Origin of the sequence: Actinophytocola sp. (assembly GCF_036378875.1) — a bacterium.
Lineage (GTDB): Bacteria > Actinomycetota > Actinomycetes > Mycobacteriales > Pseudonocardiaceae > Actinophytocola.
In genome coordinates, this window is sequence record NZ_DASUVO010000116.1 from 24486 (window position 1) to 49931 (window position 25446).

The window sequence follows — 25446 nt, forward strand, 5'->3', positions numbered from 1 at the left end:
GCCTACGGGCACTAGCTGAGAACCAGCACCGAAACGAGATCACCCTCCGCGACGACCTCGACGTCCTCGGGCACCTCGATGAGGCAGTTCGACACCGCGAACGAGGCGAGCAGGTGCGAGCCGGGCCCGCCGACGGGGGTGACCACGTCTCCGTCGAGCCGTCCACGCCGGTACTGCCGCCTGGCCGACGGCGACCGCAGCTCCACTGTGGTCCGTGCCTTGACGCGGGTCCGGTGGATGACCGGCTGCCCCATCGCGGCACGCAGCGTCGGCCGGAGGAACAGCTCGAACGACAGCGCCGCGCTCACGGGGTTGCCGGGCAGTGTGACCACCGGCAGCCCCTGGAACATGCCGCTGCCCTGCGGCCCGCCCGGCTGCACGGCCACGCGGAGGAAGTCGACGCCCTGGCCCGTGAGCGCGTCCTTGACCACCTCGTACGCGCCCGCGCTGACCCCACCGGAGGTGACCAGCACGTCCACCTTGTCGAGGTGTCCGGCGATGGTGTCGCGGAACGCCTTCACGTCGTCCGGCACGAACCGCAGCACGGTCGCCTCGCCGCCGATCTCCTGCACGGCGGCGGCCAGCAACACGCTGTTGGACTCGTAGATCTGCCCCATCAGCAGCGGCTCACCCGGCTCGACCAGCTCGGACCCGGTCGACAGGATCAGCACGCGGACCCGCCGGTGCACGGGCAGCTCGGCCCGCCCGATCGCGGCCGCGAGCCCCAGCTGTGGCGACCCGAGCACGGCGCCGGCCCGCAGCACGGTGTCGCCCTCGGACACGTCCTCGCCGGTGCGGCGGATGTGCGTGCCCGGTGCGACCGGGACGCGGACGGCCACCCGCTGCTCACCGCCGTCGGTGTCCTCGACCTTGACGATCGCGTCCGCGCCGGGCGGCACCGGGGCACCGGTCATGATCCGGTGCGCTGTCCCGGGCAGCAGGGGCACGATGTCCGTCTTGCCGGCCGGGATGTCCACGGGCACCGGCAGTGCGACGGCAGCGTGCGGTTCCGCGCCCGCCACGTCCACCGAGCGGACCGCGTAGCCGTCCATGGCCGAGTTGTCGAACGGCGGCAGCGAAACCGGCGACAGGAGGTCGTCGCCGAGCACGAGGCCGAGGCAGTCCTGCAGCGGCATCAGGGTGACCGGAGTCGACTGGATCAGCGCACCGATCCTGGCGCGGTAGTCGTCGACGGAAATTGGGGCGTTCGGCACGTCCTGCATCCTGCCCGCTCACGAAATGTACATGCCAGACTGCTCCTCACCGACTTCCAGAATGACGGAGGACCCGACCGTGCAGGTCCGCACCCGGCACACTCCGGCGTTCGGCGTCGCCCGGCTGCTGCTCGCGCCGGGCGAGGCCGTGCAGGCCGACTACGCGTCGATGCTCGCGACGAGTTATGGCGTCGTGGTGGACGTGAGACCGCGCGGCGGGTCGCGGTCGAGAGCGGCGCGTGCCGTGTTCACCGCGCCCCCCGAGGGCGGCTGGGTGGACGTGGCGCCGACGCTGCCCGGCGACGTGTACACGCTGGAGCTCGACGGCGTGAACGGGTGGTGCGTGACCCGCGGCTGCTGGCTCGCCGCGCCGTCGACCGTGCGCACCGATCCGCAGTGGGCCGGGTTCCGCAACCTGTTCGGCGCGGAGAGCGGGTTCGTCGAGCACGTGTCGGGCGTCGGCGCGTTCGTGATCGCGGCCTGCGGGTCGCTCGACGTGGTTGCCCTGAAGCAGGGCGAGCTGATCACCGTCGACCCGACCTACCTGTTGGCGTACAGCGAGCACACCCAGGCGAGACTGCGTGCGGTCAGCCAGTCCATCCACCAGTCGGTGCGCACGGGAGAGGGCCTGCTGCTGGATTTCGCGGGTCCTGGTCAGTTGCTCATCCAGACTCGCAACGCACGCGCGATGGCCGCCCTGCTGTCCGCGTCCGGTAACAGTCGATGACTGATCATGTGAACCGCGCGCTGACGTTGGTGACCGGACGTTAGGCTGTGCAACGTCGACGAACGAATGGATGAGTGGTGGCGGAGGACCTCACCGGGCGTCGCCTGGGGCATTACCGAATAGACGGTGTGCTCGGTAAGGGCGGCATGAGCGTGATGTACCGCGCCACGGACATTCGCCTGGGGCGCAAGGTCGCCCTCAAGGTCATCGCGGAACATCTCACCGAGGACCCCGAGTTCCGCGAGCGGTTCGTCGACGAGGCACGCAACACCTCGGCCATCGACCACGCGAACGTGGTGCCCCTGTACGACTTCGGCGAGGTCGACGGGCTGCTCTACATCGCCATGCGGCTGGTCGACGGGTCCGATCTCGCCTCGTTGATCAAGAACGCGCCGCTCACGCCGGAGCGGACGGTGGCGTTGCTGTCGCAGGTCGCCGAGGCGCTGGACAACCTGCACGAGCGCGGACTGGTGCACCTGGACGTCAAGCCGGCGAACGTCCTGGTCACCAGCCGGGAGTCGACCGCGGAGCACGTGTACGTCGCGGACTTCGGGCTGACCCGCCGCGGCGCCACCGGGCACCGCACGCGCGGCGGTGACTTCCTCGGCTCGCCCACCTACGCGGCGCCGGAGCACCTGCGCGGTGAGCCTGTGGACGGGCGGACCGACGAGTACTCGTTGGCCTGTGTGCTTTTCGCGTGTCTGGCCGGGCGGCCGCCGTACCAGGGTTCGGTGCCCGAGGTCATCCAGGGACACCTGAACCGGGAGGCGCCGTCGCTCACCGAGCACGCGCGGAACCTGCCGGCGGCCATCGACGAGGTCGTGCGCCGTGGCATGGCGAAGACCCAGAACCAGCGGTACGCCAACTGCCGCGAGCTGATCGCGGCGGCGAAACAGGCGCTGTCACAGCCCGTGCGCCGCCCGCCCGCGGTGCCGGTCGGCCCGCGTGCCACGGCACCCGCGCCATCGGTGCCGTCCTACCAGCGGCAGCCGAGCACCCCACCCGGCGGCTACCAGCGCCCCCCGGCGCAGCCGTCGAACGCCGAACCGGTGCGGCTCCGGCCGCCGGTGCCGGCCGGCGCGAGCACGGCGTTCACGTCGTCGGACAAGTCCGGCGGCAGCCGGTGGATCGCACCGGTGCTGGTCGGGATCGTCGCGATCGGACTGATCGTGGCGGTGATCCTCCTGCTCTCGTCGGGCGACGACCCTGGCTCGTCGAACAACCCGACCGACCAGCAGACCACGACGACCACCACGAAGGGGACCGTGCCCTCGATCAAGGTCGGGGACGACGCGGGCGACGAGACCGAGACCTCCGGTCGCTGATCTGACCTGCATTTCTTGCACTCTCGCGGGGAGAGTGCTAAACACGGTGCTGGCACTCTTTGCGTTCGAGTGCCAATGTTGAGGTCGGGACGGTGAGGCCGGGTACCTCCGGTCGTCCGTCGCGGGCACCGAGCCTGGCCACGCAACGTAGGACCACAACGGAGGACTTACACCGCAATGGCCAAGTTGATCGCGTTCGACGAGGAGGCGCGCCGCGGGCTCGAGCGGGGACTGAACATCCTCGCCGACGCCGTCAAGGTGACGCTCGGTCCTCGGGGCCGCAACGTCGTGCTCGAGAAGAAGTGGGGCGCGCCCACCATCACCAACGATGGTGTCTCGATCGCCAAGGAGATCGAGCTCGAGGACCCGTGGGAGAAGATCGGGGCCGAGCTCGTCAAGGAAGTTGCCAAGAAGACCGACGACGTCGCGGGTGACGGCACCACCACCGCCACCGTGCTCGCTCAGGCGCTCGTGCGCGAGGGCCTGCGCAACGTCGCCGCCGGCGCCGACCCGCTGTCGCTGAAGCGCGGCATCGAGCAGGCGGTCGAGGCCATCACCGAGCAGCTGCACAAGATGTCGCGTGAGGTCGAGACCAAGGAGCAGATCGCGGCGACCGCGTCCATCTCCGCCGCTGACACCACGATCGGCGAGCTGATCGCCGAGGCGCTGGACAAGGTCGGCAAGGAAGGCGTCGTCACCGTCGAGGAGAGCAACGCGCTCGGCATGGAGCTGGAGCTCACCGAGGGCATGCGCTTCGACAAGGGCTACCTGGCCGGTTACTTCGTGACCGACCCGGAGCGCCAGGAGGCGGTCCTCGAGGACCCGTACATCCTCCTGTTCGGCTCGAAGATCTCCGCCGTCAAGGACCTGCTCCCGGTGCTGGAGAAGGTCATGCAGGCGTCGAAGCCGCTGCTGATCATCGCCGAGGACGTCGAGGGCGAGGCCCTGGCGACCCTGGTGGTCAACAAGATCCGCGGCACCTTCAAGTCCGTCGCCGTCAAGGCCCCTGGCTTCGGCGACCGCCGCAAGGCGATCCTGCAGGACATCGCCATCCTCACCGGTGGCACCGTGATCTCCGAGGACGTGGGCCTCAAGCTGGACAACGCCGACATCTCGCTGCTGGGCCGTGCCCGCAAGGTCGTCGTGACCAAGGACGAGACCACGATCGTCGAGGGCGCGGGTGACGCGGAGCAGATCCAGGGCCGCGTCAACCAGATCCGCTCGGAGATCGAGAAGAGCGACTCGGACTACGACCGCGAGAAGCTGCAGGAGCGCCTGGCCAAGCTGGCCGGCGGTGTTGCGGTGATCAAGGCCGGTGCCGCGACCGAGGTCGAGCTCAAGGAGCGCAAGCACCGCATCGAGGACGCGGTGCGCAACGCCAAGGCCGCCGTCGAGGAGGGCATCGTCGCCGGTGGTGGCGTCGCCCTGCTGCAGGCAGCCAAGGTCGCCTTCGAGGGCCTGCGCCTGACGGGTGACGAGGCAACCGGCGCGAACATCGTGAAGGTCGCCGTCGAGTCCCCGCTCAAGCAGATCGCCATCAACGCCGGCCTCGAGGGCGGCGTCGTGGTGGAGAAGGTCAAGGGTCTCCCGGAGAGCCACGGCCTGAACGCCGCGACCGGCGAGTACGAGGACCTGGTCGCCGCGGGCGTCATCGACCCCGCCAAGGTGACCCGCTCCGCACTGCAGAACGCCGCGTCCATCGCCGCGCTGTTCCTGACCACCGAAGCCGTGGTCGCGGACAAGCCGGAGAAGGCCGCTGCGCCGGCAGGCGGCGGCGACCCGACCGGCGGCATGGACTTCTGATCCGCTAGTCGTGTACAGAACGGCCTCGGGGCTCCCCGGGGCCGTTCTGCATGTGGGGGCTTGGCAAGAGGGTCGCTCGGCCAGTTCGGTCTCTCACCTTGCCGGTGCCCTCGCGTGTCCAACGCCCAGAACCCGCGTGTCCAACAAACTGGACCCCTGAGTTCAACAACCGGAGCGCGCCTCATTGTTGAACTCGCGGTTCTTTTGTGTTGGACACGCGGGTCTTTTGTGTTGGACACGCGAGGTCAGGGGAGGCAGGTTTGGCAGAAGTCTTCGCCGAACGGGGTCAGGTGGATGCTTCTGCGGATGGTTTTGGGTGCTCGGCCCGCTTTTGCCATGGCCTCCTGGACTTCAGGTTGGACTTCCACCACCTGGTAGCGGGACGGGTCGACCTCCTCGCGGGAGAACCACACCAGGCCGAGTCGGAACAGGTTGTTCAGGTAGGCGTTGGTGCGGTTCGGGTTCCGCACGCCGGACTGCCGGCCGATCATCGACAACCCGGCCTCGATCAGCTCGGAGCCGATGCCCAGTGGACGGTTCGTGCGGACGTCCACTGTCGGTTGTGGACCTTCGCGGTACAGGAAACGCAGGATGCGTGCCTCGTCCGGGGTCAGTTCGCCCAGGATGCGTTCGTACGCCGGGTGTGTGTCCGCCACGAAGTGCACGTCCGACGACCGGCGTAACAGCTCCGCGCCCCGTTCCCGCAGTTCCTCCGTGGACGCTCCGGACGGCTCGGCAGGCGGTGCGACCCCGAGCGCCGACTGGGCCGCAGCCCGCAGTTCCGCGCCAAGCTCGCCGGCGATCTTCGCCGGGGGCTCGCCCGCCGCGAGGCCGCGGGCCACCCTGGTGCCCGTCCGCACGGAGGTGTTCACCATCCACTGCACTGTGGACAGTCCCGCGTTCGCCGCGATGCGTAGCAGGCCAAGGGAATCAGACATCTCACACCCCGAAGATCGCCAGATGGATCAGCCCGGCGCCGATCCCGAGCACACCGCCGTGCACGAACAGCAGCCATTCGTCCTGCTTGATGGCCGACCGCAACAGCTCGTTGAACTCGTCCGGGCGTAGCTGCCGCATCTGCCTCGCCACGAACCGGTTGATCTTCACCGCCTGCTGACGGCCGAACTCCATGTCGCCGAACGCGGACGCGAACTCCACCGCCTCGTGGGCCACCGCGTCCCTGATTCGGTCGTACCGGTCGGTTCCGATACCCACCCGCACCGCCGACCGCGCGAAGCCCACCGCGTCGTCGACGGCCGGGCGCAGCGACGTCTCCAGCAGGAACCGCGTGCGATCCGAGCGTGGGCCGAACAACAGCTCGTCGCCGATGTTCTTCATGGTGATCACGTCCTCGGCGATGATCTTCGCGAGGACGTCGCTCACCTCCGGCTGACGCCGCAGGAACAGCCCCTGGAACGTGAACGGCCCGATCCGGAGAGGGAACACCGGCTCGAAGATCAGCTTGATGCCGATCCAGTTGGCCACCCAGCCGATCACCGCACCACCGAGCGGCAGCACCCACCACTGCGGCAACACCTCCAGCAGGAACACCAGCCCGACCCCGGCCGGAAAACCGAAGTAGAAGCCGAAGTTCTGCATGAACCGCAGCTCCTTGCGGCCGACCTCGCGGAGCATGTCGTTCATCAGCTCGGGGTGTTCCTCGAAGTGCCTGATCACCAACAACTTCGCGTCGATCAGCTGCTCGATGTGCTCCCCGAGCTGTGCGGTCAGCCCGCGCACGATCACCGGCAGCCGCTGCTCCACCCTGGCGTGCACGGCCGACTTGAGCACGGGCGGCAGGTCCTGCCACAGCCGAGGGTGCTCCCGCGTCATGATCCGAGCCACGACCTCGCGAAGCTCACCCCGTGCCGTCGCCGCGATGTGGTCGGCGATCTTGTCCGGTTCGAACTCGCGGTAGAAGTCGCCGATGCTGCCCACCTTGAGCAGCGCCTTGTCCACGGAGATCGACGCCATCTTCGACACCCGCGACGGAATGATGCCCTGCCAACCGAACTGGCCGTGGTGTGTGATCGCGGGGACGACCTGCACCCGGCGCGGCAGGTACGAGTACAGGAACCGCAGCCCGGGCACCCGCACGCCGTGGAACCGCATCGGCTGGAACAGCATGATCACACCGGTCCAGTTGGTCACGTAGCCGATCACGCCGGTGAACAGCGGCACGGAGATCAGGTGCGTGAGGAAGCGCGGGTCGGACCAGGTCACGGTCTCATCGTCAGCTGCCGGCGATCTTTACGCAATCAACCCGCGCCGAGCAGGATGAACGGGCGACGAAGCGGGTCCTGGGCGGTCGCCTCGGCGAGTGCGCGGGCAGGGCTCATGCCCGAGGCGACCTTTCGGTGATAGTCGGTCATCGTCTCCGCTAAATCGGCGGCGAGGTCGGCGACCGGCTTGTTGGCGAGGCGGCGGTGGTAGTCGGTCATGGTCAGCGCCGCCGACCGGTGCCCGACGCGGTTCACCGCGGCGACGACGGTCCGCGAACCGCTCGCGAGCATCGCGCCGGCGAACCCGAGCGGCTCGTCCCCTGGCCGGATGTGCGACAGCGCCAGCTCGCACGCCGCGAGCACGATGTGCGCCGGCGGATGCGCCAGCCGCGCGACCTCGTGCGCGAGCAGTCCGCCGTCGTACAGCTCAAGCCGCGAGAACATCGCGTTCGCGGCCTCGTGGGTGCCGTGCGCGGCGATGTGGACGAGCTTCGCACCGTCCATTGCGGACAGCACGGCCTCGGCCGTTGCCTTCTCCCCGTCGAGCACGATCGCGTCCGGGTACACCTCGCGCAGCTGGTCCAGCTCGGTCGCCGCCGTGGGCAGGTCCGGCCCGCGCACCAGCACGACCGGCCCACCGTTCTGCGGCACCTCGTCGGCACTCACCCACGCGGTCGCCGACGGCGCCACGGACACCGCCCGCCCCCGCAGCGACGGCAGCGTCTCCCACGGCACGGAGTACAGCTCACCGAACGGCACCACGACCAGCTCGCGGTCCTTGATCAGGTCGGCCGGGATGCCGTCGGGACCGAACAGCAGGTCGTCCAGCTTGTCGATGCGCCGCCGCGCGGACTGCGACACCGCGGTCACGAGCGGCGCGATCAGCTCGTCGGGCGCGAGCGCGTCGAGGTCGGCGTGCAGCTGCCGCGCCGTCTCCAGCACGGCGTCCTTGGCTCCCAAGCGAACCAGCTTGGTCCGTCCACCTGCGACGACCACGGCGGCGAGATCCTTTTCCGGACCCGAGAAGCTGATCAACGCACGGTCGCCGAGATGTTCGATCACCTCTTCTGGTGACGACACCGGCCGCGGCTTCCCCCACGGGGAGGTGTGCCAGCCGAGCCGGTTCACCTCGCGCTGCAACGAGACGGAGCGCTGCTCGAGATGCTCGATCGGCCGCCGCTCGACCCGGGCCTGCTGCATCGTGCGCAGCACGGTCCGCAGCTCCGCGACCCGGCTGGCGAGCTCGGGGTCGTCGATCGCGGGCATCGGCTCGTACCGGTACACCTGCGCGCGGGTGCGTTCCTGCCAGGCGAGCAGCCGCCGTGCGTCGGCGTCGGTTCTGGCGCCGTCCAGCACGAGGCCGACCGCGAGCCTGGCCAACTCGAGGCCGTGCACGGCAGTGCCGCACACGAGGTCGAGCCCGCCCATCCGGTCACGGGCGGCGCCTAGCTCGTCGAACCCGGTCTTGGCCTGGGTCAACGCCGTGCGGGTCTGCCCACGGGCAACCGCGAGTTCCGCACGGCACAGCCGAAGCATCATCCGGTGGTCGATCGGCGCGATCTTGCCTGGGGCGGGCACCTGGCTGAGCAGCTTCTCGGCGACGTCGACGGAACCGCGGCGCAACGCCAGACGCACTCCGAGCATCCTGGCCATCGCCGCTTCGTCGGTGAGGCCGGCGTTCGCGAGCCGCTCGGCGAGCGCCGCCGCCTTCTTGATCGTCGCCGTCGTCGCCAGTCCGGCGAGCGCCGCGTCCGCCTCGGTGCGCAGTTTGGTCAGTGCGGCGACCTCGGCCCACGCCATGCTGCCGCGGCGGACGAAGCGACGGTGGGCGGATCCCGCGGCCTGCTTGGCCATGGCCCGGTCGCCGGCGAGCAGCGCGGCGGCGGCCCTGGTGACCTCGGCCTCGGCGAGGTCCTGGCTGATCCGCTGGTCACGGAGCACCGGTAGCGCCTCGTCGAGCAGTCGGGCCGCCTCCTCGGCGAGCCCGGCGGTGAGCAGTGCTCGTCCCTGGTCGATCTGGGTGCGGGCGACCAGATGCGGGGCCAGCCTGCGGAAGAGGTGCACCGCTTCGGAGAAGTGCGCCAGCGCGTCCGGGACATCGCCGACGAGCAGCGCGATGTCCCCGAGGGTGCTGATGGCCTTGGCCTTGATGATCGGCAGCTCGTGTGCGGTGCACAGCTCGATGCAGCGGCGCAGATCTGTCTCGGCCGGACCGGGTCGACCGACCAGGGTGTACGTCGTGCCCCGGTTCAGGAAGGCCCTGGCAAGCATCTCGGGATCGCCCGCCGTGCTGCCCAGTGCCTGCTCCAGCAACGGAATCGCGCGGCTGAACAGCTCGATGCCCTCGGGGGTACGGCCGGCGCGGACCAACACGAGCGCGTGCTGCTGGTCGGCGAAGCCGAGAAGTGCCAGCCGGTCCGGCCCGTCCGGCAGGGCGGTGACGAGATCGCGTGCGGTGCCGAGATGGACGAGCCCGTCCGCGAGCGTGCCCGTCTCGGCCTGCACCCATCCGAGTGAAAGAAGGACTCGGGCGCGGACGGCGACGACCTCGGCCGAGTCGGAGGCGACCGGGAGCAGCTGCAATGCTCGCTGCAGGATCTTGATCGCCTCGGCTGGCCGACCGGCCGACGCCGCCGCTACCGCCCGCCGTCGTTGCTCGGCGGCCGCCATGACAGTGGCCTGGACGGAGTCGCGTCCCGGCGCCTCAGCGCCCCCCACGATCACGGCTGCCGCATGACATCGGGACACGAATCAATGACAGCGCACAAAATTCTCATCACGATCCGCGAGGGCTGGAGGTGCTTTCCGTATACACCCTACCAACCCCCGCACAACGTGGACCGTGACTCTTGCCGTGACCTGTCAGCCCTTTGGCGGCGCACCGCCATCGAAGTGACCGGTGGTGCTCAGCGGTGCCGAGCCGCCGTCGAAGTGACCATTACCGGTGGCCGGCGCTCCCCCGTCGAAGTGGCCCGAAGTGGTGTGCTCGATCGAGTCACACTCCTTGCAGGGCTTGGTGTCGTCCTCGGGCCGAACCTCGGTGATGTCGGTCATGATTTGCTTGCTCCCCTCAAACAGGTTCTCCGGGTTGCTCACCCACACAAGAGATGTGTGGTCACCGTGAGATACAGGAGAATATCTGCCAATCGGGTGAGGGGGGAGCTATTTAGGCTACAAATCCACCGTAGGTGTGACCACTGTGCGTGACTGATCGGCGTTCATCCGTACAAGTAGCTGCGTAGTGCCCCTGGGCACCTCGGTCAGCACGAAGCGGCCGCCCTCGTCAGCGGTCGTGATCGTCGAGCCGTGGTCGGCGACTCGAACCTCGACGCCATGTGCGCCGGCGGGCACCAGCCACCCGTCGATGCGTTGGCGTTCACCGGTTCGGGTGACATTGACCATCACGGTCAGGTCCCCGACGAAGAACGTGATGGTGCCCGGCAGTCCACCGCGCACCCCAGCGAGCGTTCGGGAGTCCGCCCACTGAGCCACCTCGAGGAGCTCGACCTCGTGGTCGATGTCCTCCAGCGCCACGGCGAACTGCGCCCGCTCGACCAGCCCTGGCGGCGGTGGGTCGAGCTCGTTCACCAGCCGCGCTACCTCGGCCATCAGCTCGTCGTCAGCCTGGTTCGTTCTCATGATCCACTGTCCCCGTCGTACAGCGAGCGCAGGTTGTTGAGGCAGCGCCCTCGTGTCGGTCCGATACTTCCGTGCGGCATGTGCAGGGCCTCGGCCACCGCGCGGTATTCAGCACGCCCCGCGAGCACGGTGAGCCGCAGCAACTCCTGGCACCGCTGCGATAGCTGGTGGAACGCGGACCACAGCGCGCGGTCCCGTTCGGTGCGGAGCACCTCGTGCTCCGGGGACGGATCGGAGGTGGGTGTCTGCTCCGCCATCTCCTGCGAGAGCTCGACGAACCCTCCCGTGCGGTGTTGCACCCGGTTGGCCTCACGACGCGTGGTCGTGATCAGCCAGCCGGCGAGCGCCCGCGGCTCGGTCAGCCGGTGGAGGTGGCGCAGGAGCGCCAGCCATACCGTCTGAACCACGTCCTCGGCGGTGGTCCGGTCGAGACCACCGCTTCGAGCGACGTGCCATACAAGTGGGGACAGGTCGGCGACCAACGCGTCGAACGCCTCCTTGTCTCCGTCTCGCGCGGCGAGCATGCACGCCGCGTGTCGGTCCCGCCCCTCGAGCTCCGCCCAGGGTTTGACCACACTTGCGGTCTGCAGATCGGTCACCGCTTCCCACCCCGCTTCGAGGGTCGTCCTGCTGCTGGCACGGCGTTCATCGTGCCAATTCCGTCGTGTTCGCGTCATCACCCCGCGTGTGGGGTCTTACAGTCAAGAGCGCCGGTTCGTGGCTCAGATACCGGCCAAACGGGTGGTTTACGTTGGTTTACGTTGGGTTTCCACCCGTGTCCGAGATCAGTATGAGCATGATCGCCAAACCGAGCACAAGCGTAACGAGCAGGGTCCCGCAACCCAGCCCGACCACCTTGCCAACCGACTTGGCGCGAATGGTGAGCAGGGTGCCGACGACCGCCCCGACCAGCGCGAACGCGGCGAAGACGGCGGTGGCGAGCACGATCCGCTCGGCGAACACGACGCTCATCAGGCAGAGCAGCGCCGAGCCGCCGACCGCCAGCGCCGACGCGAGCAGGACGAGTGCGCGTGCGGTGCTGGCCCGCGAGAAGGTCTGCCGGTCTTCCACGCTCGCCGATTATGCCTCCGGCACGATCAGCCAGGCGATCACGTAGAGCACGGCGCCGGTGCCGAAGCCCAGCAGGGTGGCCGCGACCAACAGGATGCGCACGAGCGCGGCGTCGATGTTGAACATGTTGGCGATGCCGCCGCACACGCCCGCGACCATCCGGTCGGTACGGCTGCGGCGGAGCTTGATGGTGTCTGTGTTCATGGGTCCACTGTGCGTCCGGCCGTCGCGGCTGACATCGGGGACGACCCTGGCGTCTACCCTCGGATCGTGGTGACTTCCCCTGAGGAGCTGTCCGTCGCGCTCGAGTCGGTCGGCTACCTGCCGGACGCCGGCATCGCCACGGCGGCGTTCCTCGCGCACCGGCTCGGCCGGCCGCTGTTCTGCGAGGGCGAGCCTGGCACGGGCAAGACGTCGCTCGCCGTGGCACTGGCCGCGGCGCTGCGTGTGCCGCTGATCAAGCTGCAGTGCCACGAGGGCATCGACTTCACGCAGGCGCTGTACGACTGGGACTTCCCGCGTCAGCTGTTGCATCTGCGGGCGCTGGAGGCCGCGTCGGACGGTTCGCTCGACTCGGACATGGCGGAGAAGTCGCTGTACAGCCGACGGTTCCTGCTGGCCCGGCCGCTGCTGCGGGCGCTGGAGGAGTCGCCGTGCGTGCTGCTGGTGGACGAAGTGGACCGCGCGGACGACGAGTTCGAGGCGTTCCTGCTGGAGATCCTCGGCGAGAACGCGGTGACCGTGCCGGAGCTGGGGGAGGTGCGTGCCGCCGAGCCGCCGCTCGTGGTCCTGACGTCCAACCGCACCCGCGAGGTGCACGACGCGCTGAAGCGCCGCTGTCTGTACCACTGGCTGGAGCACCCGACGCTGACCCGCGAGGTCGCGATCCTGCGCAGCCGCCTCCCGGACCTGTCCGAGCGGCTGGCCACGCAGGTCGCGACTGCCGTGCGTCGGCTGCGTGCCCTGGAACTGCTGAAGCCCCCGGGCGTCGCGGAGTCTCTGGACTGGGCCCAGGCCCTCACCGCCCTGGGACGCACCGAACTGGACGCCACAGCCGCGGCGGCCACCCTTGGCGCGGTACTGAAGTACCGAGAAGACACCCAACGCGTGGTAACAGCCGGCCTGGACAAACTCCTGGCCTAACCCTCGCGAGTCTCGCGTTCGGCCCCGGCGAGTCGCGCGTTCGGCACCCCCGAGTTGCGTTTTCGTGTACGCCCCGGTGTTCCCGAAAACGTAACTCGCAGGGGCCCAACGCGAGACTCGCGGGGGCCAGAAGCGCGACTCGCGCGTTCACTCGGGGGAACGCGGATATTCGGGTGCGGTTTTTGGTTGGGTGGGCGATAGTTGTTGCGGCGCGCCAAGAAACCGGAGGAGGGCGACATGAGAACCGAGCTCAGGGGGAGCGAGCGGTTGTTCGTGTTGCCCTGATCCGGGCGGTTGCCCAGCGCGGTGTGAGCCTGTCGCGGTGCTCATGCCAGACGCGGGCGACCGTGGCGGCCGTCCCTTCCGTTCCCATTGTCTGATGTGGACGGCCGCCCCTGTGCCCATCACCGGCTCCTCGCGCCCGGCCCGCTACCTGGCCAAGGTCGCGGCGAGGGGCCACCCTGGCGCCGGCCGACATCCGGCCGACATCCGGCCGGCGCCAGGCAGACCCACGTGGCCGGCCGCGCTCGCGCCGCCGTGTCCTACGCCAGCACCGCCGCCCGAGACCGCGGCCGCCACGTGGGTACACAATGACTAGGTGGACCCGTTACCAGGGTTGGTCGGCTTCGCCGCCGCGTTGCGGACGGCCGGGTTGCCGTGCGACACGCAGCGGGTCCAGGCATACCTCGGTGCGGTCGGCGAGCTCGACATCACCGATCCCAGTCAGCTGTACTGGGCCGGCCGGTTGACCCTGTGTGCCGAGCCGGACGACCTGCCGCGTTACGACGAGGCGTTCACCGCCTGGTTCGGCGGCACCCCACCGGCACGGCGCCGGACCGCGACCGAGCAACCGAAGGTCACGGTCACCATGGCCACGCTCACGGCAGCCGGCGAAGGCGCCGACAGTCCAGAGTCCACCGAGCTGAAGGTCGCCGCCAGCGACACGGAAGTGTTGCGGCACAGGGACATCTCGCAACTCAGTGCTGCCGAGCGCGAGCACCTCCGCGAGCTGATGGCCACCCTGCACCTGGCGCCCCCGCTGCGTCGGACGATGCGCCTGCGTCCGCACCGAACCGGCCGCCTCGACCCCGCCCGCATCCTGCGCACCATGCGTGCCGCGGGCGGCGAACCCGTGCGGCTGGCCTACCGGGACCGGGTCGACCGGCCGCGCCGCGTCGTGCTGCTGATCGACATCTCCGGGTCGATGACCCCGTACGCAGACGCGTTGCTGCGGTTCGCGCACGCGGTCGTCCGGGCGGCGCCGGCGTCCACGGAGGTGTTCACCATCGGTACGCGGCTGACCAGGCTGTCCCGGCAGCTGCGCAGGCGCGACCCGGAGGAGGCGCTCACGGCGGCGTCGCGGGCAGTGCCCGATTTCGCCGGCGGCACCCGACTGGGGGAGACAGTTCGGGTGTTCCTCGATCGCTGGGGGCAGCGAGGGCTCGCGCGGCGGGCGACCGTCGTGCTCTTCTCCGACGGTTGGGAACGCGGCGACGCGACACTGCTCGGCGAGCAGCTGGCGCGGCTGCGGCGGCTCGCGCACCGCGTGTTGTGGGTGAACCCGCACGCCGGCCGCGACGGATACACGCCCATACAGTCCGGGATCGCGGCCGCCCTGCCGCACGTTGACCGCCTGGTGGCCGGCCACAGCCTGGCCACGCTCGAGGAGTTGCTGACGGAGGTACGCCGTGCGTGACGTGCTTGACGAGTTGGTACGCCGTTACTCGGCCGGGGAGAAGGTGGCGCTGGGCACGGTCGTCGCGACGTTCTCGTCCGCGCCGAGGGCACCGGGCGCCGCGATGCTGGTGGCCGAGGACGGGACGGTGTCGGGCAGCGTGTCCGGCGGCTGCGTCGAGGGCGCGGTGTACGAGGTGGCCCAGCAGGTCCTCGGCGACGGCGCCCCGGTGCTGGAGCGGTACGGCGTGAGCGACGACGACGCGTTCGCGGTGGGCCTGACCTGCGGCGGGATCATCGACATCTACGTGGAGTCGTTCGCGGCCGAGGACTTCCCGGAGTTCGCCGAGCTCGCGAAGTCGATCCAGTCCGAGGAGCCGGTGGCGCTCGCGACCGTCGTCGCCCACCCGGACCCTGCCCGGATCGGGCGACACCTGGTCGTGTGGCCGACGAAGACCGCCGGTGGCCTCGGTTCGGCTCGCGCGGAGGCGGCGATCGCGGACGACGCCCGCGGCATGCTCGCGACCGGCCGGACCGGCACCCTGCACTACGGCGTGGACGGCCAGCGCCGCGGCGAGGGCATGTCGGTGTTCGTCAATTCGTTCGAGCCGCCGCCCCGGCTCCTGGTCTTCGGCGCCATCGACTTCGCGACGGCCATGGCCAGGCTCGGCTCGTTCCTCGGCTACCGCGTGACGGTGTGTGACGCCCGCCCGATCTTCGCCACGAAGAGCCGCTTCCCCGACGCCGACGACGTGATCGTCAACTGGCCGCACCGGTACCTGGCCGCCGAGGTGGAAGCGGGCCGCATCGACAGCCGCACGGTCATCGCGGTGCTGACGCACGACCCGAAGTTCGACGTCCCGGTGCTGGAGGTCGCACTGCGCTGCGAGGCGGGCTACATCGGCGCGATGGGCTCCCGCCGCACACACGACGACCGCATGGCAAGGCTGCGCGAGGCGGGCATGACGGAGGCCGAACTGGCCCGACTGGCGTCCCCGATCGGCCTCGACCTGGGCGCCCGCACCCCCGAGGAGACCGCGGTGTCCATCGCCGCGGAGATCATCTCCCTGCGCTGGGGTGGCGAGGGCACCCGCCTGACGGAGGCGAGCGGCCGCATCCACCGCGAGCCGTAGTCCAGAATGATCAAGTGATCGAACGCGTCCACACCGACAAGGCCCCGTTCGTCAGCTTCTCGGACGGCACCGAACCCCCGCTGTCGCAGGCGATCAAGGTCGGCGACCTGGTCCTCACGTCCGGACAGGGCCCGCTCGACCCGGCGACCAACGAGATGCCGGCCGACTTCGCCGCACAGGCGCGTCAGGTGCTGGACAACCTCGTCGAGGTCTTCCTGGCCGCGGGCAGCCGCAAGGACCTGATCGTCAAGTGCACCTGCTACCTGAGCGACCGGGCGAACTTCCCGACGTTCAACCGCGTCTACCGCGAGTTCTTCGCGGACTGCCCGGTCCTGCCGGCCAGGACCACGGTCGTCACGCAGCTGGTCCGCGAGGGCGTACAGGTAGAGATCGACGGCGTCGCCGCGATCGCCGGGCGAGGTGGAGATCGTTCGTAGGCCGAGTGGTACCGACCTGCCCGAAGGTGCGGAGCGCGATCAGGCACTCGAGCGTGGCTATCAGCAGGTGGCGGCTGAATACGCCGAGGTTCATGACGCTGAGGAGAGGGCGGCCCGTCGCCGCCGTTACGCGGACCGTGTTGATCGACTGCTGCCCGGGTGACCGTGCCGATGCGCGTCAACGAGGCGTTGCGGCTGGTGCTCGTATTGCCCTAGTGCCGTCGATGGTCAGGACCATCAGGGCCAGCCACACGATCGCGAAGCCCAGCCAGCGTTCCAGTGGCATGTGCTCGTGGAAGACCAGCACGCCGAAGGCGAACTGCAGGACCGGCGCCAGGTACTGCAGCAGTCCGATCATCGCCAGCGGGATCCGCACGGCGGCCGCGCCGAAGGCCAGCAGCGGCCCCACCGACACCAGGCCGCCGCCAATCAGCAACAGAGCGTGGCCGATGCCAAGCGACAGGAAGGTGCCAGCACCGGCGGCCTCCAGGAACAGGACGTAGACGAGTGCCGGCAGCAGCGCCAATCCCGACTCGACTGCCATCGACTCGATCGCCGGGACACCGGCCATCTTCTTCACCAGGCCGTACGTCGAGAAGCTGAACGCCAGCACCAGCGCGATCCACGGCACCTCGCCGTACCCGACGATCAGCACCACGATCGCCGCCGTGCCGAGGGCGACCGCCGTCCACTGTGCCTTGCGTAAGTGTTCACCCAGCACCAGCACGCCGATCAGCACGGACACCAGCGGTCCCGTGAAGTAACCGAGAGCGGTCTCCACCACTCGGCCGTGGGTAACGCCCCAGATGTAGCCGAGCCAGTTCGCCGCGATGAGCGCGGTCGCCGCCGTGAGCAGCAGAACCTGCCGGCGGTCGCGCAGCACGGCACGCAGCGGCGTGCCTCGCCGTGTCCACACCACGATCGCCGTGATCAGCACGAACGACCAGATCATCCGGTGCGCGAGGGTCTCCACCGCACCGGCCGCGGCCAGCATCGTCCAGTAGAGCGGGAAGAGTCCCCACAGGCCGTACGCCGTGGCGCCGAACACCACCCCTCGCCGGTACTCGGGATACGGATCCACCTGCTGACCTGCGAGGGACGTGGCTGTCACGACCAGATCCTACGCGTTGCGAACGATCTCCTTCGAACGATTAAACCTGATCTCTCCGTAACACGATCCACTTCTTGGGTGGCGGGGGTTGTCCCAGGGCGACAGCGGGAGTTAGCTCGAAGCCTGTGAGTCCGCTCACGCGTTTCCCGAACTCCGGCAGGAGGCCCCATGCGCATCACCGTGACCGTTGACGGAACGAAGTTCACCGACGACGTTGAACCTCGCCAGCTGCTCGTGCATTACCTGCGGGAACGGCTAGGCAAGGTCGGCACGGTCGTGGGCTGCGACACGAGCAACTGCGGCGCCTGCACCGTCCATCTCGACGGGCACAGCGTGAAGGCCTGTTCGGTGCTCGCCGTACAGGCCGACGGGTGCGAGGTCACCACCATCGAGGGCCTCGCCCGCGGCGGCCAGCTGCACCCGGTGCAGCAGGCCTTCCACGACAACCACGCCCTCCAGTGCGGCTTCTGCACGCCCGGCATGATCATGCAGTCGATCGACCTCCTCGCCGACAACCCGGACCCGGACGAGGACGCCGTGCGGCACGGTCTCGAGGGCAACCTCTGCCGCTGCACCGGCTACCAGAACATCGTCCGCGCCGTGCGCGACGCGGCCGCACGCATGAAGGGCGGCGCCGGACCCGAGGCCGAACAGGTCGCGGGGGCACCGGCCAAGGCTGGAGGCGGACAGTGACCTCGACCATCGAACCCGAGGTGGGCAAGGCCCGCCTCCGGAAGGAAGACGCGCGCCTGATCACCGGGCGCACCCGCTGGACCGACAACCTCACGCTGCCGGGTCTGCAGCACATGGCGGTCCTGCGCAGCCCCATGGCGCACGCCAGGATCACGAACATCGACACCTCGGCCGCCCGCGAGATGCCCGGCGTGCTCGCCGTGTTCACCGGCGCCGACCTGGCCGGTGAGCAGGGCAGCCTGCCGTGCGCGTGGCCGATCACCGAGGACATGAAGGCCCCCGACGCGCCGTCCATCGCCGTCGACACGGTGAACTTCGCCGGTGAGGTCGTGGCCGTCGTGGTCGCCCGCACCGCCTACGAGGCCGCCGACGCGCTGGAGGGCATCGACGTCGATTACGACGACCTGCCCGTCGTGCTCGACATGGAAGCCGCACTGGTCGAGGGCGCCGACCTGGTGCACGCCGACCTCGGCACGAACAAGAGCGCGACGTGGATCTTCGACTCCGGCGAGGCCGGCACCGGTAGCGACGTCGAGCAGGCCATCTCCGAGGCCGAGGTGGTCATCGAGCGCACCTACCGCCAGCAGCGGCTGATCCCGGCGTTCATGGAGCCGCGCGCGATCATGGTCGACCCCACCGGTGAGCAGCTCACCATGTGGTCGGCCACGCAGATCCCGCACATCCTGCGGTTCCTGCTCGCCGCGCAGCTTGGCGTGCCGGAGCACAAGATCCGCGTGATCGCGCCGGACGTCGGCGGCGGGTTCGGCGGCAAGCTGCAGGTCACCCCCGAGGAGTTCCTGACCTTCCTGGTGGCGCGGCGGCTCGGCAAGCCCGTGAAGTACACCGAGACCCGCAGCGAGAGCCTGCAGTCCGGACACCACGGCCGCGACCAGATCCAGAAGCTGACGCTGTCCGCGCGCCGCGACGGCACGGTCACCGGCCTCAAGGTCGAGCTGCTCGCCGACATGGGCGCCTACCTGCGGCTCGTCACGCCCGGCGTGCCGATCCTCGGCGCGTTCATGTTCAACGCCATCTACAAGTTCCCGGCGTACCGGTTCGTGTGCACCAACGTGTTCACCAACAAGGTGCCGACCGACGCCTACCGCGGCGCAGGCCGCCCGGAGGCCACGTACGCCATCGAGCGGCTCATGGACGAGCTGGCCGTCGAGGTCGGCATGGACCCGATGGTGGTCCGCGAGAAGAACTGGATCAAGCACGAGGAGTTCCCGTTCACCACGGTGTGCGGGCTGACCTACGACTCCGGCAACTACGAGGCCGCCACGGCCAAGGCGATGGACCTGTTCGGCTACGACGGGTTGCGCGCCGAGCAACGCGAGCGCCGCGAACGCGGTGACACCGTGCAGCTCGGCATCGGCATCTCGACGTTCACCGAGATGTGCGGCCTCGCGCCGTCCCGCGTGCTCGGCTCGCTGTCCTACGGCGCGGGTGGCTGGGAGCACGCGGCCATCCGCATGCTGCCGACCGGAAAGGTCGAGGTCGTCACGGGTTCCTCAGCGCATGGCCAGGGGCACGAGACGGCGTGGAGCCAGATCGTGGCCGACCAGCTCGGCGTGCCGTTCGAGGACATCGAGGTGCTCCACGGCGACACCCAGTCCTCGCACAAGGGCATGGACACCTACGGCTCGCGGTCGCTGACCGTCGGCGCCATGGCCGTGATCGCCGCGACGGACAAGGTGAAGGCCAAGGCCGCCAAGATCGCCGCGCACATGATGGAGGCGTCCGAGGACGACGTCGAGTTCACGAGCGGCACGTTCCGGGTGCGCGGGACGGGCGCTGAGGCCGCGGGTGTGTCCATTCAGGACGTCGCACTGGCCGTGTTCGCCGCGCACGACCTGCCGGACGGCGTGGAGCCGAACCTGGACTCCGAGGCCACGTACGACCCGGAGAACTTCTCGTTCCCGCACGGCACCCACCTGTGTGCGGCCGAAGTGGACACCGAGACGGGCCAGGTTCGCCTGCGGTCGTACGTCTGCGTCGACGACATCGGCAAGGTGGTGAACCCGCTGATCGTCGAGGGCCAGGTGCACGGCGGGCTCGCGCAGGGCATCGCGCAGGCGCTGTTCGAGGAGGCCGTGCACGACGAGTCCGGCACGCTCACCACCGGCACACTCGCCGACTACCTCGTGCCGTCGGCGGCCGACCTGCCCTCGTTCACGACCGACCGCACGGAGACACCGGCGACGTCGAACGTGTTGGGCGTCAAGGGAGTCGGTGAGGCCGGCACGATCGCGTCGACCCCGGCCGTGGTGAACGCGATCGTGGACGCGGTGCGGCACCTCGGCGTGTCCGACATCCAGATGCCGTGCACGCCGATGCGGGTGTGGCAGGCCATCCAGACGGGCCAGACCGACGCCGGTGGCCTCGGCGACGAGGCCGGCGGCGGTCTCGGCTCGATCGATCCTTCGGGAGGTGCCCAGTGATTCCCTCGGCATTCGACTACGTCGCACCGTCCTCTGTGGACGAGGCGGTCCGCGTGCTGTCCGAGGCGGGCGAGGACGCGAAGGTGATCGCCGGCGGGCAGAGCCTGCTGCCGGTGCTGCGGATGCGGCTCGCGGCACCGACGATGGTCGTCGACCTCGGCAAGATCGCGGCGCTGCGTGGCGTCCGCGAGGACGGCGACGCGCTGGTCATCGGCGCGATGACCACGCACTACGACGTGCAGCGCGACCAGCTCGTGCGTGAGCACGCGGGACTGCTGGCCCTGGCCACGGACACGGTGGCCGACCCGCAGGTCCGGCATCGCGGCACGTTCGGCGGCTCGCTCGCACACGCCGACCCGGCAGGCGACCTGCTGGCGCCGGCGCTCGCGCTCGACGCCGAGATGGTGGTGCGTGGCATGGACGGCAACCGAACCGTGCCGGCGGCCGAGTTCTTCACCGATTTCTTCACCACCGCGCTGCGGCAGGGCGAGATCCTGGTCGAGGTGCGGATCCCGAAGACGACGGGGTGGAGCGCGCACTACGAGAAGTTCAACCGCGTGGCGCAGGCCTGGTCGATCGTCGCGGTGGCGGCGACCGTGCGCGTCGACGGCGGCACGATCGCCGAGGCCAGGGTGGGCCTGACCAACATGGCATCCACCCCGGTGCGTGCCACGGCGGTCGAGCAGGCGCTGGTGGGCCAACCGGCGTCGGCGGAGACGATCCGCGCGGCCGCCGCACACGCGGCGGAAGGCACGTCCCCGCCGGCGGACGGCAACGCGGACGTGGCCTACCGCCAACACCTCGCGCAGGTACTCACGTCGAGGGCCGTTGCCACGGCGGCCGGCGTCTAGTAGTGGTCATGGGCGGCGCCTCTCTACCGGAGGCGCCGCCCCCGTCTTCTGGAGGAACCGTGAAGCTGGAGCACTCGTTCACCGTGCCGGCCGACCTGGACACCGTCTGGCAGGCCGTGCTCGACCCCGAGCGCGTCGCGCCATGCATGCCGGGCGCGACACTCACCGAGGTGGAAGGCGACACGTTCAAGGGCTCGGTCAAGGTGAAGCTGGGCCCGATCTCCTTGCTGTACAAGGGTTCCGGCGAGTTCCTGACGAAGGACGAGTCGTCACGGACGGTCGTGATGAAGGCCTCGGGCAAGGACGCGCGCGGCAACGGCACCGCGTCGGCGACCGTCACGGTGAAACTGACCGCGGACGGCGCCGCGACCAACGGCGAGGTGGAGACGGACCTGTCGATCACGGGCAAGCCGGCCCAGTTCGGCCGCGGCCTGATCGCCGAGGTGGGCGGCAAGATCCTCGACACCTTCGCGACCTGCCTGGCCTCGAAACTGGCCCCGGAGACGACCCCGGCCCAGGCCGCGGAGGTCCCCAAGCTGTCGGTGGTGGAGAAGGAACGCTCGGAGGCGGCGGAGACGGGCAAGGAAGCCGGCGAAGCGGCCGCCGCCCACGCCCCACCACCGAGCAAGCCGAAGCTGACAGTGGCGGGGGAACCCGAAACCGAGCCGATCGACCTGCTCTCCTACGCGGGCCCGTCGGTACTCAAACGAGCGGCCCCACTACTGGCCCTGGTAGCGGCGGTCCTGGCGTTCATCACACTGCGCCGCCGCCACCGCTGAGGAGTTGTCCACAGCCCACCGAGTTATCCACAACCAAGATCGACATCCACCCGACCGTCACCCCCTACCGGTAGACTGGCACGGCGGGACGCCCCCGGGATCGGGTGGGGGTTGGGTTATGTACTGAGCTGGGCTCGAAAGTTTGTTTCTCGAGCTGGCGATGACTTGTCGGGTGTTGTCCGGTGGTGTGTTTGGCCTGGTCAGGAGCGCTATGCGGGGCCTGTCGGGTGCCTGCGGATGCGAGGTCGCGGCTCAGGCAGGCGGGCGAGAAAGTCGTCCTTCCTCACGCCCAGCGTGAGGAAGGCTTCTTCACTCAAGGCAGGTTCCCGGATGTCCTGAAGGGCACCCGCGGGACGTTCAGCGTCCTCAAGGGCACCCTCGAGACATCAGCCACCACCGGGCGGTGCAACCTAGCTCGCCGCCCGGAGAAACAAGACTTTTGACGGAGCCCTGCGGGATCGGGTGGGGGCTCCGTCAAAGTTGTGTTTCTGCGGGTAGGCGCTTTGCGTCGGGCATCACCTCGGAGTGGTGTTGCGTCGAACAGTGCGTGCGCCGCCCATCGCGAGGCGTTCAGCAGGCGGCCATGTGAGAAAGGCGTCCTTCATAACGCCCGCGGTGAGGAAGGCTCGGCGCAAGCCACACACGCTCGCCGGGCCGTCGATGGGTCACCATGGATCAGTCGGTGCGGCACGAGGGTTGAGTCCCGGATGTGAGGCGTGCAGGATGGCGCGAGTGCGCCGGTTGGTAAGTCTTTTTTGTGTGGGTCTTCTCGTTTCCGGCTGCGCCGAGACCGGGGGGCGCGCCGGGGAGCCCGTCGCGCCGTTCCATCCCGCCACCGTCACCCCGCGATCCACCGCCGCTGACCAGCCTGCCAACTCGTTCACCGTCGTGGCGACCGGGGACGTGCTCATCCACCCAGCGCTCACCGAGCAGGCCGAGGAGGACGGCGGCGGCGCCCGGGACTTCGGGCCGCTGTTCGCCGGGATCAAGCCGGTCATCGAGGGTGCCGACCTCGCCATCTGCCATCTCGAGGTGCCGCTCGCCACGACCGACGGGCCCTTCCAGGGGTATCCGACCTTCTCCGCGCCGCCCGAGGTGGCCACCGCCCTTGCCGAGACCGGGTACGACACCTGCTCGACCGCCTCCAACCACACCTTCGACCAGGGTGCCGAGGGCGCGCGCATCACGCTCGACGCGCTCGACGCCGCGAAGATCGGGCACACCGGGTCCGCACGCACGGAGGAGGAAGCCGGCACACCGCTGGTCCGGGAGGTCAACGGCGTCAAGGTCGGCCAGGTCTCGTTCACCTTCGACTACAACCAGGGCACCGAGGAACCGGAGTCGTGGATGGGCAACGAGCTGTCCGCCGAGGCGGTGATCGAGGCCGCCGAGGCAGCGCGGGCTGCCGGCGCCGAGGTGGTGATCGCGAGCCTGCACTGGGGCATCGAGGACCAGCACGAACCCACCGACGACCAGCGCGCCATCGCCGAGCAGATCCTCGCCGACCCGGCCGTGGACCTCATCATCGGGCATCACGCGCACGTCGTGCAGCCGTACGAGAAGTTCGGGGAGAAGTGGGTCGCCTACGGCCTCGGCAACTCGGTCGCCAAGCACGAGAACCCGCGCGGCACCACCGAGGAGGGCCTGATCGGCCGCTTCCGGTTCACCAAGACCGACGCCGGCTGGCGGGTGGACAAGGCCGAGTACATCCCGACGCTCGTCGACCTCGGCCCGCCGATCCGGCTCAAGGACCTCACGACCGACACCACGGTCGACGCCGGTCGCAAGCAGGAGGCACTCGACCGCACCGACGGTGTGGTCATGTCGCTCGATCCGCCCGGTCTCACCCGGCCGTGAGGCCGTCGGTAGCTTCGTAGGCATGGACAGTGTGCGTGCGGTGTCCGGCTGGCCGGTGGACAACGCGGCGGTGGCCGTGGTCCGCGCTTCCGGCGAGGTGCTCGGCGAGGCGGGGCCGCAGGCGCGGGAGTTCCGGCTGGCGTCGGTGACCAAGCTGCTCACGGCCTACGCGACGCTGGTCGCGGTCGAGGAGGGTGCCGTCGAGTGGGACCAGCCGGCCGGCCCGGAGGGCTCGACGGTCCGGCACCTGATCGCACACGTCTCGGGTCTCGCGTTCGACGAGCACAAGGTCGTGGCCCAGCCCGGCACCCGCCGCCTGTACTCGAACGCCGGGTTCGAGGTCCTGGCGGACACCGTCCACGAGGCGTCGGGCATCCCGTTCGCGGAGTACCTGACCGAGGCCGTGCTGGCGCCGCTTGGCATGGAGTCGTCGCGACTCGCGGGCACCGCGGGGGCCGGCGGCGTGTCCACCTGTGCCGACCTTGTGCACTTCGCCGCGGAACTGCAGCGTCCCACGCTCGTCTCACAATCCACTGTGGATGAAGCGACTTCGGTGGCGTTCCCCGGGCTCGCCGGTGTGCTGCCGGGCTTCGGCTACCAGAAGAACAACGACTGGGGCCTGGGCTTCGAGATCCGCGACCACAAGAGTCCACATTGGACAGGGAAGGGCAGTTCGCCGAGGACGTTCGGTCATTTCGGACAGTCGGGCACGTTCCTGTGGGTGGACCCGGATGCCGGTGTGGCCTGCGTGGCACTGTCCGATCGGGACTTCGGCCAGTGGGCCATCGACACGTGGTCGGACTTCACCGACACGGTGCTCGCCGACCTGTAACACAATGGGCTCCATGCACCACATGGAGCGAGACGAGTGGCTCGCTTTCGTCATGCACGGCACGCGAACCGGCAAGCTGGCCACGGTGCGCAAGGACGGGTCGCCGCACGTCGCGCCGATCTGGTTCCTGGTCGACGCCACCGACGACGGTGACTTCCTGGTGTTCACCACCGGCGCGGACACGGTCAAGGGATACGCCGTCCGGCGGGACCCACGCCTGTCCATGGTCGTCGACGTCGAGGACCCGCCGTTCTCGTTCGTGCAGTTCCAGGCCGAGGCCACGGTCTCCGAGGACCTCGACGACATGCTCGAGTGGGCCACCCGCCTCGGCGCCCGCTACATGGGCGCCGAAACAGCCGAGGCATTCGGCAAGCGCAACGCCGTCCCCGGCGAGCTACTGATCCGTGCCCGCATCACGAAGGTGGTCGCCCTGGCCGAGATCGCGGACTGAAAACGCAGGTCAGGGTAGTGCCATACCGTGGTATGGTGGTGGT

At 69.5% G+C, this 25446-nt stretch carries 24 protein-coding genes; 14 read left to right on the forward strand and 10 right to left on the reverse strand.

What is annotated here, in order from left to right; all coding sequences use genetic code 11:
* Nucleotides 1-11 precede the first annotated feature (11 nt).
* On the reverse strand, nucleotides 12-1223 hold the full coding sequence (gene moeA / locus VF106_RS34045) for a molybdopterin molybdotransferase MoeA (RefSeq protein ID WP_330844033.1): 1212 nt from the start codon (nucleotides 1221-1223) through the stop codon (nucleotides 12-14).
* Nucleotides 1224-1293: 70 nt separating this feature from the next.
* Between moeA and VF106_RS34050 the strand changes: the two genes are divergently transcribed.
* From VF106_RS34050 to groL, 3 genes are all read left to right on the forward strand, one after another.
* Nucleotides 1294-1941: an AIM24 family protein gene (locus VF106_RS34050; RefSeq protein ID WP_330844071.1), complete on the forward strand. Its 648-nt coding sequence runs from the start codon at nucleotides 1294-1296 to the stop codon at nucleotides 1939-1941.
* Nucleotides 1942-2018: 77 nt separating this feature from the next.
* Nucleotides 2019-3266 carry a serine/threonine protein kinase gene (locus VF106_RS34055; protein WP_330844034.1) on the forward strand — a complete coding sequence of 416 codons (1248 nt, stop codon included), beginning with the start codon at nucleotides 2019-2021 and terminating at the stop codon, nucleotides 3264-3266.
* 177 nt (nucleotides 3267-3443) lie between these two features.
* Nucleotides 3444-5069, forward strand: coding sequence for a chaperonin GroEL (gene groL, locus VF106_RS34060; RefSeq protein WP_330844035.1), 1626 nt, complete (start codon nucleotides 3444-3446; stop codon nucleotides 5067-5069).
* Nucleotides 5070-5314: 245 nt separating this feature from the next.
* Here the strand turns inward: groL and VF106_RS34065 are convergent, their stop codons facing one another.
* From VF106_RS34065 to VF106_RS34100, 8 genes are all read right to left on the reverse strand, one after another.
* Nucleotides 5315-6007: a DUF4393 domain-containing protein gene (locus tag VF106_RS34065; protein ID WP_330844036.1), complete on the reverse strand. Its 693-nt coding sequence runs from the start codon at nucleotides 6005-6007 to the stop codon at nucleotides 5315-5317.
* Nucleotide 6008: 1 nt separating this feature from the next.
* Entirely contained in the window at nucleotides 6009-7292 is a 1284-nt protein-coding gene (locus VF106_RS34070) for a DUF445 domain-containing protein (protein WP_330844037.1), read from the reverse strand.
* Nucleotides 7293-7327: 35 nt separating this feature from the next.
* Nucleotides 7328-10015 (reverse strand): CHAT domain-containing protein, encoded by a 2688-nt coding sequence (locus tag VF106_RS34075; RefSeq protein WP_330844038.1) that lies wholly within the window; start codon nucleotides 10013-10015, stop codon nucleotides 7328-7330.
* A gap of 138 nt (nucleotides 10016-10153) precedes the next feature.
* On the reverse strand, nucleotides 10154-10387 hold the full coding sequence (locus tag VF106_RS34080) for a hypothetical protein (RefSeq protein ID WP_330844039.1): 234 nt from the start codon (nucleotides 10385-10387) through the stop codon (nucleotides 10154-10156).
* Between the two features lie 75 nt (nucleotides 10388-10462).
* Nucleotides 10463-10930: a carboxypeptidase regulatory-like domain-containing protein gene (locus tag VF106_RS34085; RefSeq protein ID WP_330844040.1), complete on the reverse strand. Its 468-nt coding sequence runs from the start codon at nucleotides 10928-10930 to the stop codon at nucleotides 10463-10465.
* On the reverse strand, nucleotides 10927-11529 hold the full coding sequence (locus tag VF106_RS34090) for an RNA polymerase sigma factor (RefSeq protein ID WP_330844041.1): 603 nt from the start codon (nucleotides 11527-11529) through the stop codon (nucleotides 10927-10929). Before VF106_RS34090 ends, VF106_RS34085 begins: the two co-directional genes overlap by 4 nt.
* A 157-nt stretch (nucleotides 11530-11686) precedes the next feature.
* Nucleotides 11687-12001 (reverse strand): hypothetical protein, encoded by a 315-nt coding sequence (locus VF106_RS34095; protein ID WP_330844042.1) that lies wholly within the window; start codon nucleotides 11999-12001, stop codon nucleotides 11687-11689.
* Between the two features lie 9 nt (nucleotides 12002-12010).
* The gene (locus tag VF106_RS34100; protein ID WP_330844043.1) at nucleotides 12011-12205 is read right to left on the reverse strand and encodes a PspC domain-containing protein; all 195 of its coding nucleotides are present in this window, start codon (nucleotides 12203-12205) and stop codon (nucleotides 12011-12013) included.
* A 63-nt stretch (nucleotides 12206-12268) separates the two neighbouring features.
* Here VF106_RS34100 and VF106_RS34105 point away from each other — a divergent pair, with 63 nt between their 5' ends.
* The 4 genes from VF106_RS34105 to VF106_RS34120 all read left to right on the forward strand — a co-directional run bounded on the left by VF106_RS34105 (nucleotide 12269) and on the right by VF106_RS34120 (nucleotide 16388).
* Nucleotides 12269-13144 (forward strand): AAA family ATPase, encoded by an 876-nt coding sequence (locus VF106_RS34105; RefSeq protein ID WP_330844072.1) that lies wholly within the window; start codon nucleotides 12269-12271, stop codon nucleotides 13142-13144.
* Nucleotides 13145-13742: 598 nt separating this feature from the next.
* Nucleotides 13743-14840 carry a vWA domain-containing protein gene (locus VF106_RS34110; protein WP_330844044.1) on the forward strand — a complete coding sequence of 366 codons (1098 nt, stop codon included), beginning with the start codon at nucleotides 13743-13745 and terminating at the stop codon, nucleotides 14838-14840.
* Entirely contained in the window at nucleotides 14833-15951 is a 1119-nt protein-coding gene (locus VF106_RS34115; RefSeq protein WP_330844045.1) for an XdhC family protein, read from the forward strand. The genes VF106_RS34110 and VF106_RS34115 overlap by 8 nt, the downstream gene beginning before the upstream one ends.
* Before the next feature lie 14 nt (nucleotides 15952-15965).
* Complete coding sequence (locus tag VF106_RS34120) at nucleotides 15966-16388, forward strand: RidA family protein (protein ID WP_330844046.1); 423 nt, start codon at nucleotides 15966-15968, stop codon at nucleotides 16386-16388.
* A gap of 178 nt (nucleotides 16389-16566) precedes the next feature.
* Here VF106_RS34120 and rarD read toward each other — a convergent pair whose 3' ends face one another.
* Nucleotides 16567-17499 carry an EamA family transporter RarD gene (gene rarD / locus VF106_RS34125; protein ID WP_330844047.1) on the reverse strand — a complete coding sequence of 311 codons (933 nt, stop codon included), beginning with the start codon at nucleotides 17497-17499 and terminating at the stop codon, nucleotides 16567-16569.
* A gap of 168 nt (nucleotides 17500-17667) precedes the next feature.
* Here rarD and VF106_RS34130 point away from each other — a divergent pair, with 168 nt between their 5' ends.
* The 7 genes from VF106_RS34130 to VF106_RS34160 all read left to right on the forward strand — a co-directional run bounded on the left by VF106_RS34130 (nucleotide 17668) and on the right by VF106_RS34160 (nucleotide 25403).
* Nucleotides 17668-18192, forward strand: coding sequence for a (2Fe-2S)-binding protein (locus VF106_RS34130; protein WP_330844048.1), 525 nt, complete (start codon nucleotides 17668-17670; stop codon nucleotides 18190-18192).
* Nucleotides 18189-20633, forward strand: coding sequence for a xanthine dehydrogenase family protein molybdopterin-binding subunit (locus tag VF106_RS34135; RefSeq protein ID WP_330844049.1), 2445 nt, complete (start codon nucleotides 18189-18191; stop codon nucleotides 20631-20633). The genes VF106_RS34130 and VF106_RS34135 overlap by 4 nt, the downstream gene beginning before the upstream one ends.
* On the forward strand, nucleotides 20630-21484 hold the full coding sequence (locus tag VF106_RS34140) for an FAD binding domain-containing protein (protein ID WP_330844050.1): 855 nt from the start codon (nucleotides 20630-20632) through the stop codon (nucleotides 21482-21484). Before VF106_RS34135 ends, VF106_RS34140 begins: the two co-directional genes overlap by 4 nt.
* 59 nt (nucleotides 21485-21543) lie before the next feature.
* Nucleotides 21544-22263: an SRPBCC family protein gene (locus tag VF106_RS34145; protein WP_330844051.1), complete on the forward strand. Its 720-nt coding sequence runs from the start codon at nucleotides 21544-21546 to the stop codon at nucleotides 22261-22263.
* A gap of 723 nt (nucleotides 22264-22986) precedes the next feature.
* Entirely contained in the window at nucleotides 22987-24120 is a 1134-nt protein-coding gene (locus VF106_RS34150) for a CapA family protein (RefSeq protein WP_330844052.1), read from the forward strand.
* A gap of 22 nt (nucleotides 24121-24142) precedes the next feature.
* Complete coding sequence (locus tag VF106_RS34155; RefSeq protein WP_330844053.1) at nucleotides 24143-24952, forward strand: serine hydrolase domain-containing protein; 810 nt, start codon at nucleotides 24143-24145, stop codon at nucleotides 24950-24952.
* A 13-nt stretch (nucleotides 24953-24965) separates the two neighbouring features.
* Complete coding sequence (locus VF106_RS34160) at nucleotides 24966-25403, forward strand: PPOX class F420-dependent oxidoreductase (protein WP_330844054.1); 438 nt, start codon at nucleotides 24966-24968, stop codon at nucleotides 25401-25403.
* Nucleotides 25404-25446 lie beyond the last annotated feature (43 nt).

Bases quoted from the DNA above. Each gene is read 5' to 3' on its own strand.
- moeA (WP_330844033.1), bottom strand. From the start codon at position 1,223: ATGCAGGACGTGCCGAACGCCCCAATTTCCGTCGACGACTACCGCGCC.
- groL (WP_330844035.1), top strand. From the start codon at position 3,444: ATGGCCAAGTTGATCGCGTTCGACGAGGAGGCGCGCCGCGGGCTCGAG.
- VF106_RS34065 (WP_330844036.1), bottom strand. From the start codon at position 6,007: ATGTCTGATTCCCTTGGCCTGCTACGCATCGCGGCGAACGCGGGACTG.
- VF106_RS34085 (WP_330844040.1), bottom strand. From the start codon at position 10,930: ATGAGAACGAACCAGGCTGACGACGAGCTGATGGCCGAGGTAGCGCGG.
- VF106_RS34100 (WP_330844043.1), bottom strand. From the start codon at position 12,205: ATGAACACAGACACCATCAAGCTCCGCCGCAGCCGTACCGACCGGATG.
- VF106_RS34130 (WP_330844048.1), top strand. From the start codon at position 17,668: ATGCGCATCACCGTGACCGTTGACGGAACGAAGTTCACCGACGACGTT.
- VF106_RS34150 (WP_330844052.1), top strand. From the start codon at position 22,987: ATGGCGCGAGTGCGCCGGTTGGTAAGTCTTTTTTGTGTGGGTCTTCTC.
- VF106_RS34155 (WP_330844053.1), top strand. From the start codon at position 24,143: ATGGACAGTGTGCGTGCGGTGTCCGGCTGGCCGGTGGACAACGCGGCG.
- VF106_RS34160 (WP_330844054.1), top strand. From the start codon at position 24,966: ATGCACCACATGGAGCGAGACGAGTGGCTCGCTTTCGTCATGCACGGC.